Source organism: Streptomyces sp. 1331.2, from assembly GCF_900199205.1.
Classification (GTDB): Bacteria; Actinomycetota; Actinomycetes; order Streptomycetales; family Streptomycetaceae; genus Kitasatospora.
Genome location: NZ_OBMJ01000001.1, coordinates 3,986,005 through 4,003,040, shown reverse-complemented (window position 1 = coordinate 4,003,040; position 17,036 = coordinate 3,986,005). Strand labels below are relative to the sequence as shown.

Sequence of the window (17,036 nt, the reverse complement as noted above, 5' to 3'; positions counted from 1 at the left end):
CTCCTGGTCGCGCGTCCAGGAGGGACACTCCCGACAGCATTAAAGCCGAGTGCAAGGGGCAAGCCGGCTTGTCAGGTCTCCACAGGGGCATCCAGCGCGGTCTCCCGGGCAGCCATCACGTTTGCCAGCGCCTGCTTGTTCGTGATCCATTCCGTGTCACCGGCGGAGACCGAGCGCTGAACGGCTTCGAAGGCGGCCTCATCGAGCGCAACAGGCTTGGCCAGGTTTGCCCGTATGAAGTGCTTGAAGAGCGCGGGCAACTGTTCCGGCCCGGTTACGGCCTTGGTCCTCAGGGAGAAAAGCGGCAGGAACCATGCTTCGAAGTCGTCCTTGATCTCCTGCGCGGCTCGGTATGTCTCGTGCAACGGCTGGAGGCTTGTCATGTGGTCATATGGGAGGTGGCCGTGCAGCGCGTACTGAAGCCGAGTGCCATCGTGTTGGCGGAAGTGCTGGCCGTGGGCGGCGATGTGGTTGGCCGCGTTCTCGGTGATGGTCATGACGGCCGTGGCCGCTTCATGCCGCCGGGCCGCGGCGAGGACCGTGGCGTGGATGCCGACCCGTGGGTCAAGGACGAGGCCGTTGAGGCCGAGGAGCGAGAGGTCAATGCCGTGGTCGCGGGTTCGAGAGAGGATCAGGCGCTCGGCGACGTTGGCAGCGGTGTGCAGGAGGTGCTTGGGCTGCTGGCGATGGCTGGCATGGATGTCCGAGCGGTCGAGGACGGGGCGGTCCTTCGCGAGTTCGGCGACAAGGTGGAGGCCCGTACGGTCTTCGGTGTCGGTGCTGCCACAGGCGTTGCAGGGGTGGCCGCCGGTGCCGATCATGTGAGCGCAGGCCCGGCAGGTGGGGACCGTCTCGCGGCTGATGGTGAGGGTGCCGGCACGGAGGTTGTTCTCGATCATCTCCAGCGCGAGGTTGGCGACCTCCGCGTCAGTGTCGGTCAGGATGCCGCCGACCGGGGACCGTCCGGACATGTACTTGGCCGCGATCAGGTCTGCCTCGAACCGCTGGCGGGGGATCATCGGGTCCTCGGCCTGGCGGTGGCGGAGGTCTCCGGCGAGGGTGACGGTGTTCCACAGGTGGGGTGCTGGCGGCAAGCCCAGGATGGCGTTGAGGGCGGCGGCGAGGCGGATGCCCACGGCCTTGCCGGGGCGGGTGTCGAAGGTGAAAGGGCCGTTCTGGACCGGCCCGTTGAGGAACAGGTGTCGCACGGGCTGCTCCTAGATCGACGGGGTAGTGGTTCCCGTCCGGGTGAACCGGCCGTCTCGCAGTTCGTAGTGGAGGATGGCGGCGTTGGGCAGCTTGCCCTTCCGCTCCTCGGCGAGGACCTCGGGCAAGGTGCAGGCTTCGAGCAGGGACCGAAGGGCCACCGCGGCGGTCTGGTGGGTGAAGGCGACAACGGTGCGCGATTCCTGGAGTTCGGCCTGGGCGAGGGCGGCGAACTCGGCGGCCCGGTTGAGCACGCCCTCGGCGAGCGACTCACCGCCGCCCGGCGCGGTCCAGATGTGCTTGCGCAGGCGGCGGTCCTCGGCGAGTGCGGGGTAGCTGTTGTAGAGCTCGCGCTTGGTCATGTAGGTGGCGTCGCCGTAGTGCTGCTCGTCCAGGAGCACGGTCTGCTGAGGCCACCCGTCAGGGAGGTCGGGCAGGGCAATCGCGGCAGTGTCGATCGCCCTGCGGTAGGTCGAGGTGTAAACGCACGGCTCCGGGCCGACGAGCTCCGGCAGGACGCCGGCCAGCCACTGGGCCTGCCGGAAGCCGCGAGGGGTCAGGCCGACGATGGTGCGGGAGATGGCGTGCGCGGCGTGTCCGCTGTAGGGGCGGGGGTCCTGGTAGAAACCGTTGTACTTGTCGGCGTTCTCGACGGACTCTGCGTGCCGGATGACGAGCAGGGTCATGGTGCGGCGGCTCCTATCCGGCGAGGTTGGCGACGTAGGAACCGCTGACGGTCCAGGGGGTGAGTTCGATGCCGAAGCCGCTGTGTTCGCCGTCCTGGGTGTGGACGAGCTTGCCGGACAGGTGCACGGTGTCGCCGGACCTGAAGGCGCCGGTGTAGGCGCCGAGGTACGAGCGCATGTGGGTGATCCGGCGGGCGAAAGAGTCGGCCTCGTCGATGGTCGAGCTGAGGATGGTCTTGACCTTGATCCCGTAGACCGCCGGGGTGGTGAGGCCCTCGGCGTGGTCGGTGATCTTGGCGAGGAGCGAGATCTCGCCGATCTCCTTGGAGGAGATCCGAGCGAAGGTCTTGTCGCGGTCGGAGCGGATGGGTTCGCAGTTGATGTGCGCGCCGGCGTTGGTGGTGAGCCCTTGGAGCTTGCGGCGTTCCTGCTTGATGAGGGCGTCGAAGGAGCTGCCCTCCATGTACTTGGCCCGGCGGATGTACAGCCGGGTGAGGTCGTCTCCGTCGTACGGCCGGATCAGGTCGGTCTGCTGGAACAGCTCCTGCGCGGCCTGGTAGCCCTCTGGTCCGTAGCAGACGAGGTCGACGTCTGAGCGCTCGTTGAAGCAGCCGACGAGGAAGGAGCCGGTGACGCCGATCAGGCCCTGGGCGTCGTTCGCGGTGATCCACTCGGTGATCGCCAGGAGGTCCTTGCCTGCCGGGTTGTCGGCGACCGCGCCGGGGTCCTCGTGGATGGCGGCGAGGGCCTGGCGGCAGGAGTAGTGGACGGCCACGTCCTCGCGCGGGATGCCGGTGATGACGCAGCCGAGGGTGTCGGAGTAGACGTAGCACTCCGGCCTGCCGGCGAGGATGCCGAAGGACTTCGACACGACGCTGTTCTGCCGGTAGGTCCGGTCGAAGAGCCGACGATCGCCCTTCTCGTCGGGGTGGTACTTGACGTAGCCGAGGTAGTGGCTGCCGGGGTGGCTGTCGCCGATGACCTTGAAGACGACTCCGTGGTGGTCCATCAGGTAGTCGCGGTCGCGAACGGTGGGCACCGGCCTACCGGTGTTCAGCGGTGAACCGTCCCAGAGTGGGGAAGGTGTCGGTGTCGATCGTGTTGGACGACTCATACTGATCAAGTCCCATCGTGAAGAGGGTGCGGCGGTACTGCCACTTGATGTGCTTGTCGTGCCGCGTGAGGTCGGTGGGCCGCATGAGGGCGAGGAAGAAGAAGCACTTGACGAGCAGGAAGTCGCCCAGGTGCTCGCTGACCCGCTGCCCGATCAGGGACGCGGTGGTCTCGTCGAGGGCGGCAGTGTAGGCGGTGCGCTGTTCCGGGGTGATGCTGTAGCCCTTGCCGCCGCCCTTGAAGGCCACAATGTCGAGCGCAGGGTAGACGTCGTAGCCGAACGGGACCGGTCCGTGGTGCTGCCAGTCGATGACCCCGGCCTGGAGGACGTTGGGCAGGCCGTAGTCGAGATGCCCGTGCGCCATCGGGAGCCGGGCCAGCCGGTCGAGCGCATGCTTGACCGCCTCGTGGACACGCGGGGTGTCGAAGTCCGGATTCTCCTCGAAGACCTCGGCCGCGAAGGCCGCCTTCTCGAACCACGGCGTGGCGGGGAGGGGGTGCCTCGCCTGGGCCTGCATGAGCTTCGATGCGACGGCGGCCGCCGTACTGATGACCTGGTAGCTGACCTGACCGTCCCGATCGGCGTCGGCCAGCGCCTCCTCGTGCAGCGAGGTGTCGCCGATGGCGCGCTCGACGACGAAGTAGCGCCCGTCCTCCGGGCCGCTGTCGACGATCTGCGGCACCGGGTAGCCGAGGCTGGCGGCCAGCTGCTGGAACTCGGTCTCCGCTCGCAGGTCCTCGCCACCGGTCCGCTTGTAGAGCAGACCATCGGCGGACCTCCACACCGCGCCTTGGGTGGCGGTTCTGTCCTTCACGAACTCCCAGTTGCTCATCCATCCATCCTTCCGTGGCGCCGAGTTGGCGTGGAGCAGATACGGCTGTGTCGGGCAGTTCGCTTGGGGTTGGGCCGGCCCGGCCGCCCTCGGGGAAAGGGCGACCGGCCCCGTCACCTCCCGGCCGGTGTGCCTGTATCGGTACGGGCGGAGTCGTTGGGCACGCGGCGAGCGGTGCTGCGAGAACCACCTGTACGCGCGAGCGCTTGGCCAGGCGGGCGCGTGGGGACGGGGCCTGGGACGGTCGGTGCGGACGAGGCTGGCGATGAGTGCCGCCCTGCGGGCCGAGCAAGGGTGCTCGGGTACCGCGACAGCGGGCACCGCCAGTTCGGCCCAGACCTTCTTGCCATGGGTCGTCGGCTCCGCGCCCCAGGCCTCCGACAGGCCCTCGATCAGCAACATGCCTCGACCGGTGGTCAGTTCGTCGTTGCCGAAGTTCGCGGCCCCGGCGGGCATCCGGCGCGACGGGTCGTATACCTCGATCACCACCCGGTCGCCGTCCGGGGAGAGGTGGATGCCGACCCGCAGTCTTCCTGGCGCGTGGATAACCGCGTTGGCGAGCAGCTCGTCGGCGACCAGCGCGATGTCGCCCAACGAAGTCGGGTCGATCCCCCAGGAGCGGGCGACTCGGACCACGGCGTCCCGGGCCGGCGGGACGTGGTCGCGCCTGGTGCCGATGAACGAAATACGTCGGGCGTGGGTGAAGGCGATCACTGGTCACCATCGCAGGCTTGGACCGCGTCGACAACGCTGTTGCACGGCCAGGGGCCGCAGCCGTCGCTGCACCGGCCGCCCTCGAACTGGTGGCGGTCGAGGATCTCTCGGGCGTGGGTGCTGGCGGTGGCGAGGCGCTCGCGACGCTCAGCGGCGCGACCTGAGGGGGTCGCGGTTGTGTTCGACGCCCGACCGTCCTCCAAAGCGAGAGGCGCGGTCACCGCATCCGCGTCCCGTTGGTGCATGGCGCCACCTCTCTGTGCGTCCGAGCGGAGGGTCATCGGCGCTTCTCCTTAGCCACTGGGTAAAGCCGCGCATGCGAGAGACCGCAGATGGGCCTCGGCCTTGCGGGAGCGGGGAACCGCAAGCTGCGAGGGTGGTCGAGCTGCTGACGACCAGACAACTCCATCTCGATGCACCACGGTTAGGGCATGGGCTCCGCGTGCATGAGCCATGCAGATCGTGCATGACGGGTTGTCCTGGTGCGGCTACGCTCGGCTCGCCAGGGCAGGATCAGCATTGGCAGGAGAAGCCATGTCGCGGACGGCCAAAGGACACTCCGCTGCGGGTGGGATCGGTGAGGTGATCCGCCGCGCGCGAGTGTTGAGCGGCCGGTCGCAGACGGACGTGGCCACCGAACTGGGCTACCACCAGTCGAAGATCAGCCGGTTGGAGAGCGGCAAGGGGACGCAGGACATCGACGTCCTGCGCGCTGTCGCAGCCGTGCTCGACATCCCGCTGGGAAGCCTCGGCCTGTCCTCCCATACCAGTGCGGACAGCAGGACGGACGACATGCACCGTCGCAACTTCCTGGCCGCGAGCGTCGCCGCGCTCGTGACCCCGACGCCCCGTCCCCGTGTGGGGATAGAGCTGGTCCAGGCTCTGCTGCCTGGACCTGTTCCGGCCGAGCACGCGCCACAACCGCAGGCCGCACTCGCGGCCCGGCTCTCCCAGGCCCGGAGGCTCTTCTACACCTGCCGGTACGCCGAACTCGAAGGCGCGCTGCCGTCGTTGATCGCCGATCTTCGCCAGGCTCAGGACGCCGTCCATGACGGCGACCAGGTCCTGTCCGGCCTCCTCGCGACGGCATACCAGACCGCGGTGAGCCTGCTGCTCAAGCTCGGCGACCACGGCAACGCCTGGCTGGCGGTCGGCCGTGCCATGGCCGAGGCCGAACGGAGCGCCGACCCCGTCGTGATGGCCTCCAGCGTCCGCGTCCAGGCGCACGTCCTCGCGCGCGACCGGCACACCGCGCCCGCCGTCACCCTCATCCGGCACACCGCCGACCAGCTCTCCGGCAGCTACGACCGGCGCCCGCCCGAGTACCTCGCTGCGCTGGGGCTCATGCTCCTTCGCGGGGTGACGGCCGCAAGTGCCGGCGGCGACCGCGCCACGACCGCCGAGTTCCTCTCCGAGGCTCAGGAGGTTGCGCGCTACGTCGACCTCGACAGCCCCGAAGCCTGGGCGAATTTCAGTCCGACCAACGTCGCGCTCCACTCGGTGAGCGCCTCGGTCGTCCTGGGCGACGCCGGAGCGGCGCTGGAAGCGGCCCAGCCGCTGATGCGCAGGCGCATCCCGGTCCCCGAGCGCCGGGCGGCACTGTGGGTGGAGGCTGCACGGGCCTACAGCCAACAAGGAAGACTGGCCGAGGGATACAAAGCGCTCAGGATCGCGGAGAGCTGTGCCTCGGAGGACATCCGCCGACGACCCAGCGTGCTAGAGCTGGCCGGTGACATGGCCGCTCGCGACCGGCGCGGCGCCGTCCCGGAGCTTCGCCGTTTCTGCCAGGAGTTGGGAGTCCAGGTTTGACCGAGCACCGCGAGCCGTTCCTCTACGTCGTCGTCTGCGCGTCGGGCATCGCCGACGGAGTGGGCGAACTGATCACCGCTGCCCATGCCGAGGGCTGGGGGGTCGGCGTGATTGCGACCCCGAACGGACTCGGATTCATAGACCAGGAGGCCGTCGAAGCCCAGACCGGCTACCCGATCCGCTCCGCCTGGCGCACGCCGAGCATCCCCCAGCCACTGCCCCCGGCCGACGCGATCGCCGTCGCCCCTGCCACGTTCAACACCATCAACAAGTGGGCCGCCGGCATCTCCGACACCCTCGCGCTCGGCATCCTCTGCGAGGCGTACGGCCTCGGCATCCCCGTAGCAGTCCAGCCGTATGTCAACTCCGCCCAGGCGGCCCACCCCGCGTACGGGGAGAGCCTGGCCCGGCTCCGGTCGATGGGCGTCCTGATCGGTGACTACGTCCCCCACAAGCCCAAGGCCGGCGGGGGCCGCGACAAGTACGACTGGACCCACGTCCTCGACCTGCTCCGCCCTGTGGCGGCCTCAGCGGCGGAAACGGATTAGCCGATGCTTCCGCCTTCAGAGGGGCGGCCAGGTGTCGCTGCCGCGATCGTGATCCGAGAGGGTCGGGTGCTGATGGTCCGGCGCCGAGTCAGCGAGGGCCGGCTCTTGTGGCAGTTCCCCGCAGGCAAGATCGAGCCCGGCGAGTCTCCCGAGCAAGCGGCTGTCCGCGAGACCGCAGAGGAGACGGCGCTGAACGTGGCCGCCGTCAAGGTCCTCGGCGAGCTCGTCCACCCGGAGACTGGCCGATGGATGTCGTACATGGTCTGCGAGATCGTCAGCGGCACCGCTGCCGTCGGTGACCCGCGAGAACTGGACGCACTGGCGTGGGTGGCGCTTGCAGAGATCCCTGAATACGTCCCGTACGGGATCTTCGAGCCAGTGCAGGCATACCTGGATATCGCGCTCAAAGACTGAGTGAACAGCTGTGGGCGCCACCAACTGGTGGCCGCCCACAGCGGCAGCAGAATTCCGGTCGCTGGTGGTCAGCGGTGTCGGCGATGGGTACCGGGGCGCTGAAGGCAGTCGTGGCGGATGACGGGTTGGTCGTGGGGTGGTGGACGAGCGGGGCGGCAGACGAGCGCAGGAGTGCCGCCTCGACGGTGCGGTTCGGTGCCGGGTTGTAGCTGGTGTGCTGGATGCGGGCGATAAGGACCTTGGCGGGCAGGCGCGCGCCGCCGAGTTCGCGGCGGGCGGCGGCCTCGGTGAGGAGCTGGTGGGGCGTGTGGCCGCCGGCTTCGGCGTCGGCGAGGATGGTGGCGAGGGCGGGCCAGTTGGGGTCGGCGAGGATCCGGGCAGCGTGGTCGGGGAATGACAAAAGGCCCAGGTCACGAGTTACCTGACCTGGGCCTCCACTGAGCCGCCTGCGGGATTCGAACCCGCGACCTACGCATTACGAGTGCGTTGCTCTGGCCAACTGAGCTAAGGCGGCACCGTTGCCGTCTGTGGCGGCAACGCGGGCCAGTCTACACAGATTCGCGGGTGATCCGTACCCGGATGCCCCGGGGGCGGGGGTCAGGCGGAGGAGACGGCGAGCTTGGCCGCGAAGCCGGCGAAGAGGACGGCGACGCCGCTGGTGAGGGTGGCGGAGAGGCGCTTGCGGCGGCGGAAGGCGGTGGCGAGGGTGGTGCCGGCGAAGATCAGCAGGGAGAGGTAGAGCAGGCTGAAGGTCTGCAGGATGCCGCCGAGGAGGGCGAAGGAGAGGACGGGCTGCCCGTAGGAGGGGTCGACGAACTGGGTGAAGAAGGAGAGCAGGAAGAGGATGGCCTTCGGGTTGAGGAGGCTGACGACCAGGGCGCGGCGGAAGGGGTTCTCGGTGGTCTCGGGGGCCGGTTCGGCGGTGGGGTCGGCCTCGGCCCGGCGTTCGAGCCAGAGCTGTCGGGCGGCGCGGAGCATGCCGTAGCCGATCCAGAGCAGGTAGGCGGCGCCGCCGAACTTGACCACGGCGAAGACGGCCGGGTTGGCCTTCAGCAGGGAGGCCGCGCCGAGCGAGGTGAGGCTGATCAGGGTGAGGTCGCCGACGAAGACGCCGGCCGCGGCTCGGTAGCCGGTCCGGATGCCCTTGCGGGCTGCGACGGACAGCACGTACAGGGAGTTGGGGCCGGGCAGCAGGATGATCACGAGGGCGCCGAGGACGTACGTCGCCAGGTCGTTGACTCCGAGCACGATGAGCTCCGGTGCAGGGAAGGTGGCAGGGGGCCGCTCATCGTAACGTCGTACTGGTTAGCGATTGAAGCCGCAACCACCTACCGGACGTCCGGAACGCCCGTCCCTACCGGTCGCAGCGCTTGCCCTGCTCAGGGGCCTCCCCGGTCAGCAGGAAGCGGTTCACCGCGCCGTCCACGCAGCCGCTGTGCCGCCCGTACGCGGTGTGGCCGTCGCCCTCGAAGGTGAGCAGCCGGCCGGACTCCAGCTGCCCGGCCAGGGACTGCGCCCAGGCGTACGGGGTGGCCGGGTCGCGGGTGGTGCCGACGACGACGATCGGAGCGGCCCCGGCGGCCCGGACGGTGTGCGCCGCGCCGGTGGCCCGGACCGGCCAGTAGGCGCAGGTCAGCGCCATCCAGGCCATGTCCCGCCCGAAGTGCGGGGAGATCCGCTCGAAGTCCGGCACCGCCCGCTGGACGTCCTCCGGCCCGCCGAACGGTGCGGGCAGGTCGAGGCAGTTCACCGCGGTGTTGGCGAACATCAGGTTGGGGTACGAGCCGTCCGCCTCGCGCCCGTAGTAGGCGTCGGAGAGCTTCAGCAGGCCGGTACCGTCGCCGGCCCTGGCGTCGGCGAGGGCGGTGCGCAGCCTGGGCCAGAGGAAGTCGGCGTACATGGCCTGGATGACGCCGGTGGTCGCCTGGGACTCGGTGAGCCGGCGGCCGCCGTCGGTGGTCGGCAGCGCCTCGGTGCCGACCGCCGCGAACAGGGCGGTGAGCTGCTCGCCGACCTGCTGCTCGGTGTGGCCGAACGGGCAGTCCTCGCGCTTGGCGCAGTCCTTGGCGAAGGCCGCCCAGGCGGTCTCGAAACCGCCGGCCTGGGTGCGGTTGCCGGTGACCGAGTCGAGCGCCGGGTCCATCGCGCCGTCCAGCACCAGCCGGCCCGTCCGGCTCGGGAAGAGCCCGGCATAGGTGGCGCCGAGGAAGGTGCCGTAGGACTTGCCGACGAAGTTCAGCTTCCCGTCGCCGAGCAGGGCGCGCAGCACGTCCATGTCGCGGGCGGCCTCCACGGTGCTGAGGTGGCCGAGCGCCGCCCCGGCCTGCTTCCGGCAGCCCTCGGCGAACTCCTTGTCGGCGGCGACCAGCGCGTCGATCCCGCGCTGGTCGCCGGGGGTCAGGTCGACGGCGGTGAAGGCGTCCATCCGGTCACCGCTCAGGCAGGTGACGGGGCTGCTGCGGCCCACCCCGCGCGGATCGAGGCCGACCAGGTCGTACCGGGCGCGCACCCCGCGGTCGTACGTCCGGGCGGCGGCCTCCAGGTACTCGACCGCCGAGCCGCCGGGCCCGCCCGGGTTCAGCAGCAGGGAGCCGAGCCGCGGATCCGGGGCCCCGCCGGCGGCCCCCGACGGCTCGGCCGCAGCCCGGACGGCCGCCAGCGTGAGGTCGCCGTCCCCGGGGTGGTCGTAGTCCATCGGCACCCGGAAGGTCGTGCACTCGAACCCGCCGTCGCACGGCTGCCAGGTCGGCTGCTGCGCGTAGTACGGCGCGAGCGCGGCGGGCACGGCGGCCGGCAGCGGCTCCAGCGGCGTGGCCCCGGCCGCGACGGCCGCCGGCGCCGAGGCCGCATCCGAGCCGGCCGAGCCACCCGAAGCCGCCCCCGGGTCCCCGGACGGACCTGAGCTGCACCCGCCCGCCAGCAACCCGACGACGAGCGCCGCGGCCACCGCCCGTGCCCGTACCCGCCCGATCGCCCTCATGCGGTTCCTTCCCAGCCTTGGTGTGCAGTCGGAAAATGCGGCTGCCCGGTACCCGCTCCGGGGTACCGGGCGCAGCGTAGTGCCCGCTCGGACGGCGCTCAGGACGCCTTGGCCGCTCAGGACGCCTTGGCCAGTGCCTCGGCCAGGAACTGCGCCGCCTGCCGGACCAGCCGCAGCCGCTCCCGGTCGGGCGTGTAGTCCTGCACGTTGTCGGAGATCCGCACGTCCGCCTTGGCCGCCGGGCCCGGTCCGGCCTTCAGCGAGGCCTGGAGCTTGCGGGCCGCGTCCAGCCCGGCGGTGTCAGCCTTGGCGGCGGCCAGCAGCAGCTTGGCCGCGCTGCCGGCCGGGGCCTCGGCGCCGGTCTGGGTGAGCGCGGCGGCGTCGTACCGGCCGGAGACCGCCGCGGCCGCGCCGTAGAGGTCGGGGCGGGCCAGCCCGGCGGCGGCCGCGCACGGCGCGCCGCCCTCGACGCCGAGCGTGCCCCAGGAGGCCGGGCCGGGCGGCAGGGTCCGGAAGGAGGCCGCGACGGTGGCGCGCAGGGCCGCGTCGTCGGCGACGGCGGCCGGGGCGGCGGCGACCAGCTCGCACGGGTGCGCGGTGCCGTTCGGCGCCTCGGGGGCGACCAGGATGAACGGCCTGGTCTTGCCGGACTGCAGGGCCGAACCGATGCCCTCGAAGACGTCCGGGACCTCGGCGTCGGCGGTCTTGCGCGGCGCGGCCGCGTGCATCACGACGACCGGGAAGCGCGCGCTCGGCTCCTTGGCGTACTGCGGCGGCAGCCAGACCCGGACGTTGCGCGGCCGGCCGTCGGGGCCGAGGACCGCGGACTGGAGCAGTTCGCCGCCGCCCGGGTGGCCGACGCTGTCGAAGCGGCTGACCGCGGCGGGCGCCGTGGTGGCGGCAGCCGCGGCACCTGGAGCAGCGGCCTCGGGGGCCACCGGCGGCGCGGCCTGCTGCCGGGCCGCGACCCCGGCCCCCGCCGCCGCCCCGAACCCGCGCCCGAACCCGTCCCGCCACCCGCCGCGTCCACGACGGGCTGCGCCCGGTCCGCCTCCCGGTCTCCGCGGCCCAGCCCGCCGAAGGCGCCGAGCGCGGTGAGCAGCGTCAACGCGGTGACGCACACCCCGCAGACCATCGCCCCGGCCGCCCGCACCAGCATCGGCCAGCGGTCCCCGGCCAGCTCGTAGGTCTCGGCGACGCGAAGGTCGCGCCAGCGTTGGAGGGCGCCGCGGGCCAGCCAGATCCCGCCCAGTGCGGCGGCCAACAGGGGGATGACGAGGAGCGGACGGACCATGCGACGCACCACCACGGACGGAGGGCCGGCGCCGGACCGGACCGGCGCGTACGGGGGACGACCGGCCCGGCACCGGGCGCAGTCGGCCCCCAGCGTGCACAACGGACGGACGGTCACACGCAGGTGTGCCCGGCGCGTATCGCCCGTTCACTCGAAGGTGGGACAGCGCACCGGCTCCGGGAGGCGTACGGCCGTCCGCCGCAGGAGCGGCCCGGGCCCCGACGCCGCAAAGCCCGCAACCGGCGACCGGCGACCGGCGACCGGCAACCGGCAACCGGCAACCGGCAACCCGCAACCCGCAACCCGCAACCCGCAACAAACGCAAGAGCCGCTAGCCCGCGCGCAACGCCACCGTCATCGCCTCGACCGCGAGCAGCGGGTCCACGTTGCGGTCCAGCGCCACCCGGCAGGCCAGCACCGCCTCGATCCGGCGCAGCGTGCCCTCCGCCGGGCCGGCCTGGGCGACCCGGTTCAGCGCCTGCCGCTGGTCCTCGTTGGCGAGCGCGCCGGTGGAGCCGAGCTGGATCGCGAGCACGTCCCGGTAGAAGCCGAGCAGGTCGAGCAGGGCGACGCCGAGGGTCTCCCGGCGGGTGCGGGTGGCCCGGCTCTTCTGCCGCTTCTCCAGCTCCTTGACCGCGCCGGCCATGCCGCGTGGCGCCTTGCCGCCCTCGGACGCGCCGTAGGCGGCCTTGAGGTCGTCGGTCTCCTTGGCGTCCTGCGTCTCGGCGAGCGCCTCGGCGTCGGCCTTGGCGGTGTCGACCAAGCGCTGGGCGGCGGCCAGGCAGCCGCCGATGTCGCCGACCTCCAGCGGGATCCGCAGCACCTCCGCCCGGCGGGTACGGGCCTGCTCGTCGACGGCGAGCCGGCGCGAACGTTCGATGTCGCCCTGCCCCGCGAGCGCCGCCAGCCGGGCGGTCTCCGGGTCGACGCCGTCGCGGCGGACCAGCGTGTCGGCGACCGCCTCGGCGGCCGGGGTGCGCAGCACCAGCAGGCGGCAGCGCGAACGGATGGTCGGCAGCACGTCCTGGACGGAGGGGGCGCAGAGCAGCCAGACGGTGCGCGGGGAAGGTTCCTCCACGCCCTTGAGCAGGGCGTTCGCGGCGGCCTCGGTGAGCCGGTGGGCGGCGTCGACCAGGATCACCGACCAGCGGCCGCCGGTCGGGTAGCTGGAGGCGCGCAGCACCAGGTCGCGCATGTCGCCGACGCCGATGGACAGGCCGTCCGTCCGCACGTACTTCACGTCGGCGTGGCTGCCGGCCAGCACGGTGTGGCAGCCGTCGCAGAAGCCGCAGCCGGGCGTGCCGCCGAGCGCGAGGTCGGGGCTGGTGCACTGGAGGGCGGCCGCGAAGGCGCGCGCGGCGGTGACCTGACCGGCACCGGGCGGGCCGGTGAAGAGCCAGGCGTGCGTCATCAGGGAGGCGTTCGCGCCCTCATTCGGGGCGGCCCCGCGGCCGACCTCGACCGTCGCCCCGGCCGCCCGGGCGGCGGCGGTCAGCTGCTCGACCACCCGCTCCTGGCCCACCAGGTCGTCCCAGACGGCCACTGCTGCTCCCAAGCTCCGTACGGCAGCGCCGACGGCGCCTCTTCCCCGCCGTCGAGCATACGTCTCCGCTCCGACAGCCATTGCGCCGTCCGGGTCACGCCAACCGGGACGACGCCCGATTCACGACGCCCGATTCACCACAGCCGGTACGACAACCAGGACGTCGGCCGATACGACGACGGCGCCGCCGGGGGCTTGCCCCGACGGCGCCGTGCCCAGGTGTCCGGTCAGCCCCGGCGGCCCCAGCGGCGGCCCTTGCCCTTGCCGTCGCCGCCCTTGCCGTCGCCGCCCTTGCCGTCGCCCTCGGCCTGGTCGTACCCGTCGGGCCGGCCGGCCGCGCCCTGCGGGCCGCCCTGCTCCGGGCCGCCGCGATCCCAGCGCTCCCACTCGTCGCGCGAACCGAGCAGCGTGTCGGTGAGGCTCGGCAGGTCGTCCATCGGAGTCTCCTCGGCCCACTCCGGCCGAGTCCGCTCGCCGGCCGACTGGTCCCGACCCTCGGCCGGCTCCGACTCCGCCTGCGGCTGAACGTGAGACTGCGCCTGCGGCCGCGACGGCACCGGCGGCACCTGCGGCGCCCGCGGGTCCGCACCGGGCTCGCCACCGACCACCGGCAGCTCACGCGTACTGTCCACCGGCTCCGCCCGCCACGGGCCCGACGGGCCCGACGGCGCCCCGGCGCCCCCGCCCGGGACTCCGGGCCGACCCGGCTCGACCCGCGGCAGCACGGCAGTCCGGTCCGCCTCCGCCGGGATCGTCGGCAGTACGGCCGTCTCGTCCACCGCCGAGGCCGGCACCACCGGCAGCTTGGCGGTCGCGTCGGCCGCCTCACCCGCAGCAACCCGGGCCGCCTTCGAAGCCTCCGCGGCCTCCGCCGCCCGGACGGCCGCCTGCCGGTCCCGCAGCGACAGCTCGCGCGTCGCCTCGTCACCGAGTCCGTCCGCCGCGCCGGCCGGGGTCTCCCGAACCGCCCGCAGCTCCGTGGTCATGGCGTCCCCGGCCGCAGCCCCCGGAGCCCCCGCAGTCCCAGGAGCTCCCGCAGCCCGGCCGTCCGCCAGACCCTCGGCCCGCACCGCCGCCGTCTCGGCCGCCGCAGCCGCGGCCGCCAGCGCGGCGGCCTGCGCCAGCCGGGCCTCCTCGGCCCGCTGCAGCGCCTCCTCCGCCCGGCGGCGCTGCTCCTCGCGGGCGAGCTCCCGCTGCCGCTGCAGCTCCGCCTGGGCGGCCGCCTCGGCGGCGAGCCGTCGGCGCTCGGCGGCCTCGGCCGCCAGCCTGGCCTCCTCCTCGGCCCGGCGACGTGCCTCCTCCTCGGCGCGGAGCCTGGCCTGCTCCTCCGCCCGGCGGCGCGCCTCTTCCTCGGCCTTGCGCCGGGCCTCGGCGGCGGCCCGCTCGGCCTCCTCCGCGGCCAGTCGCTCCTTCTCCGCCTGCTCGGCGCGCAGCTGCTCCAGCAGCTCCTGCCGCTTGCGCTCGGCGGCCTCCGCCTCGGCCTTCTTGCGGGCCTCCTCGGCGGCGCGGCGCTCGGCGGCCTCGCGGGCCAGGCGCTCCTGCTCGGCGCGGGAGGCCTTCTCCTGGTCGGAGAGCGGCAGCTCACGGTCGAGCCGGTGGCGGATGGCAGTGGTGACGAAGCCGGGGGCCTGGCTGCCGTCGACGACCAGGTAGCGCGCCGGGTCGGCGGCCGCGAGGGCGAGGAAGCCGGCCCGGACCCGCTGGTGGAACTCGGTGGGCTCGGACTCCAGCCGGTCCAGCGCCTCTGTGAAGCGCTCCCGGGCCCTGGTCGGGTCGACGTCCAGGACGACGGTCAGGTCGGGCAGCAGTCCGCCGGTGGCCCAGCGGGAGATCCGGGCGACCTCGGTCGCGGCCAGGTCGCGCCCGGCGCCCTGGTAGGCGATCGAGGAGTCCATGTACCGGTCGGTGATCACCACGGCGCCGCGGGCGAGGGCCGGCCGGATGACGTTCTCGACGTGCTCGGCGCGGTCGGCGGCGTAGATCAGCGCCTCGGCGCGGTGCGACAGGCCGGTGTTGCCGACGTCCAGGACGAGGCCGCGCAGCCGCTGGCCGACCGGGCTGCCGCCGGGCTCGCGGGTGAGCACGACCTCGTGCCCCTTGCCGCGGATCCACTCGGCGAGCGCCTGGGCCTGGGTGGACTTGCCGGCGCCGTCGCCGCCCTCCAGGGCGATGAAGAAACCGGTTCCCGCGCCCCGGTGCGGCACCGGTCCGGCGGCGCCGCGCACCGCGTCCACCAGGTCCCGGCCGAAGGGCACGGTGCCGCGCCGGTCGTCGGTGCGCAGCAGCACGACGGCGGCGAGGACGAGCGTGAGCAGCCCCGCGGTGGCGACGGCCAGGGCCGCGCCGCCGTGGATGAAGGTGAAGGAGCCGGGCTCAACGGTGCCGTACTCGACGTCCCCGTAGGCGGCGGCGATCAGCGGGACGACGACCAGGGCGGCGGCGACCACGGCCCGCAGCACCGCGACCAGGTGCTCGGTGACCCTCGGCAGCCGGGCCTCCTCGACCTCCTGGGCGAGTAGGGTGCGGCCGGCCGAGACGACGATCCCGGCGGCCAGGCCGGCCAGCACGGTGAGCAGCAGGACCAGGACGAAGTCCAGCACCAGCCCGGCCAGGATCAGTGCGACGCCCTGGGTCAGCAGCGCCAGCGCGAGCAGCCGGCGGCGGGAGAGCGCGGGCAGCGTGGCCCGCGTGAGCCGGGCGCCGAGGGCGGGCGCCGCGGTGGCGGCGAGCACCAGCAGGCCGTAGCCGATCGGTCCGGCCCGGTGCTCGGCGGCGGTGAGCAGCGCCAGTGCGGCGACACCCGCCATCGAGGCGAAGCCGGCCGCGACGGCGAAGGTGAAGTACGGGGCGCTGCCGGTGCGGCCCTTGCCCAGCGCGGGGCCGGGGGCCGCGTCGGTCGGGGCGCGCAGGCCCTGCAGCGGGGAGACCGGGGCGACGGTCACCGGGCCGCCGGGCAGCTGCTGGAGGTAGTCGCGGGCCGCCGAGGCGGCGAACAGCCCGGCCGCGCCGAGCGCCGCGAAGGCGAGCTGGTGGGCGCGGAGCCAGTCCGCGCCGGCCGCCGCACCGATGTTGTTGAGCAGGGTGAAGCCGACCAGGCCGACGGCGGCCAGCGGCACGGTGACCCAGCCGGTGAAGCGGTCGATGCCCCGGACGGTCTCCAGGTTCGCGGCGGCGGGCCGCTGCTCGGCGGCCGGGGCGTACGGATCGGCCGCCGGCAGCAGGCCGGGGACGGCCGCGGCCTTGGCGATGCCCCAGACCTGCTCGGCGGCACCGGTGACGAAGACGGTGGCGAGCAGGACGTAGGTGGCGGCGCCGGAAGGCTTCGGGCCGGAGCCCAGCCAGACGGTCCACCAGGGCGCGAGGCCGATCAGCAGGGCGCGCAGCGCGTCGGCGCCGAAGAGCGTCCAGCGGCGGTCGAGCTTGCCCGCGACCAACCGGTGCACCGGGCCGAGCAGCGCGACGCCGACCAGGCCGGTGGCCGCCACCCGGACGGCGAGGACCGCGGCGAGGGCGAAGGCGAGGCTGCGCGGCAGGTCGCCGAACCGGCCGCCCACGGCCGCGGCGATCACGGTCAGCGCGAGCAGCACCAGCAGGCCGAGCCGGTCGGCGGTACCGCCGATCAGCTGGGTCGTCCACAGCCGCCGGTAGCCACGCGTCCGCAGCAGTGCCCGCGCCCGGTCCACCGGCGTACCGGCGGGCGCGACCTCGGGCAGGTCGGGCGTTGCGGCGCTGGCGGCCGGGGCGGCGCTGGGGGTGGGCTGCTCCTCGCTCGTCATACGGTCAGCGTAGCGGTCGGGGCCTGCCCGGCTTGTGGCGAACGGGCTTCCGGATCCTGCTCATCACCGGGTTGTGACGTTCCCCGCACACATCCCCGCGCTTCTCCCCTCCCGGCCCCA

Annotated in this window: 13 protein-coding genes, 1 tRNA gene and 1 pseudogene; 4 read left to right on the top strand and 11 right to left on the bottom strand. The window is 73.0% G+C overall.

The window, feature by feature from the left end; translation table 11 throughout:
- Positions 1–71 precede the first annotated feature (71 nt).
- From CRP52_RS17055 to CRP52_RS17040, 4 genes are read right to left on the bottom strand one after another with little or no spacing between them, the layout of a single operon-like run.
- Entirely contained in the window at positions 72–1,208 is a 1,137-nt protein-coding gene (locus CRP52_RS17055; RefSeq protein WP_097237182.1) for a hypothetical protein, read from the bottom strand.
- Positions 1,209–1,217: 9 nt separating this feature from the next.
- On the bottom strand, positions 1,218–1,892 hold the full coding sequence (locus CRP52_RS17050; protein ID WP_097237181.1) for a histidine phosphatase family protein: 675 nt from the start codon (positions 1,890–1,892) through the stop codon (positions 1,218–1,220).
- Between the two features lie 13 nt (positions 1,893–1,905).
- On the bottom strand, positions 1,906–2,931 hold the full coding sequence (locus CRP52_RS17045) for a hypothetical protein (RefSeq protein WP_257032534.1): 1,026 nt from the start codon (positions 2,929–2,931) through the stop codon (positions 1,906–1,908).
- Positions 2,932–2,935: 4 nt separating this feature from the next.
- Entirely contained in the window at positions 2,936–4,552 is a 1,617-nt protein-coding gene (locus CRP52_RS17040) for an ATP-binding protein (protein ID WP_097237180.1), read from the bottom strand.
- Between the two features lie 17 nt (positions 4,553–4,569).
- On the opposite strand from CRP52_RS17040, the gene CRP52_RS38315 reads away from it, so the two are divergent.
- The 4 genes from CRP52_RS38315 (at position 4,570) to CRP52_RS17020 (ending at position 7,323) form a co-directional block, all read left to right on the top strand.
- The gene (locus tag CRP52_RS38315) at positions 4,570–4,716 is read left to right on the top strand and encodes a hypothetical protein (RefSeq protein ID WP_179852826.1); all 147 of its coding nucleotides are present in this window, start codon (positions 4,570–4,572) and stop codon (positions 4,714–4,716) included.
- Between the two features lie 370 nt (positions 4,717–5,086).
- Positions 5,087–6,361 carry a helix-turn-helix domain-containing protein gene (locus CRP52_RS17030; RefSeq protein WP_097237178.1) on the top strand — a complete coding sequence of 425 codons (1,275 nt, stop codon included), beginning with the start codon at positions 5,087–5,089 and terminating at the stop codon, positions 6,359–6,361.
- Positions 6,358–6,909 carry a flavoprotein gene (locus tag CRP52_RS17025; protein WP_097237177.1) on the top strand — a complete coding sequence of 184 codons (552 nt, stop codon included), beginning with the start codon at positions 6,358–6,360 and terminating at the stop codon, positions 6,907–6,909. The genes CRP52_RS17030 and CRP52_RS17025 overlap by 4 nt, the downstream gene beginning before the upstream one ends.
- A gap of 3 nt (positions 6,910–6,912) precedes the next feature.
- The gene (locus tag CRP52_RS17020) at positions 6,913–7,323 is read left to right on the top strand and encodes an NUDIX hydrolase (RefSeq protein WP_097237176.1); all 411 of its coding nucleotides are present in this window, start codon (positions 6,913–6,915) and stop codon (positions 7,321–7,323) included.
- A gap of 165 nt (positions 7,324–7,488) precedes the next feature.
- Here the strand turns inward: CRP52_RS17020 and CRP52_RS17015 are convergent.
- The 7 genes and pseudogenes from CRP52_RS17015 to tmk form a co-directional block, all read right to left on the bottom strand.
- A pseudogene (locus tag CRP52_RS17015) lies at positions 7,489–7,714 on the bottom strand (mobilization protein); the annotation flags it as partial.
- Positions 7,715–7,763: 49 nt separating this feature from the next.
- Positions 7,764–7,837: transfer RNA gene (locus CRP52_RS17010), tRNA-Thr, on the bottom strand.
- Between the two features lie 83 nt (positions 7,838–7,920).
- Positions 7,921–8,571: a leucine efflux protein LeuE gene (gene leuE, locus CRP52_RS17005; protein ID WP_097237175.1), complete on the bottom strand. Its 651-nt coding sequence runs from the start codon at positions 8,569–8,571 to the stop codon at positions 7,921–7,923.
- Positions 8,572–8,677: 106 nt separating this feature from the next.
- On the bottom strand, positions 8,678–10,303 hold the full coding sequence (locus CRP52_RS17000) for an alpha/beta hydrolase (RefSeq protein ID WP_097237174.1): 1,626 nt from the start codon (positions 10,301–10,303) through the stop codon (positions 8,678–8,680).
- A gap of 116 nt (positions 10,304–10,419) precedes the next feature.
- Complete coding sequence (locus tag CRP52_RS38310; RefSeq protein ID WP_097237173.1) at positions 10,420–11,241, bottom strand: hypothetical protein; 822 nt, start codon at positions 11,239–11,241, stop codon at positions 10,420–10,422.
- A 687-nt stretch (positions 11,242–11,928) separates the two neighbouring features.
- Positions 11,929–13,140 carry a DNA polymerase III subunit delta' gene (locus CRP52_RS16990; RefSeq protein WP_097237172.1) on the bottom strand — a complete coding sequence of 404 codons (1,212 nt, stop codon included), beginning with the start codon at positions 13,138–13,140 and terminating at the stop codon, positions 11,929–11,931.
- A 227-nt stretch (positions 13,141–13,367) separates the two neighbouring features.
- Entirely contained in the window at positions 13,368–16,916 is a 3,549-nt protein-coding gene (tmk, locus tag CRP52_RS16985; RefSeq protein ID WP_097237171.1) for a dTMP kinase, read from the bottom strand.
- Positions 16,917–17,036 lie beyond the last annotated feature (120 nt).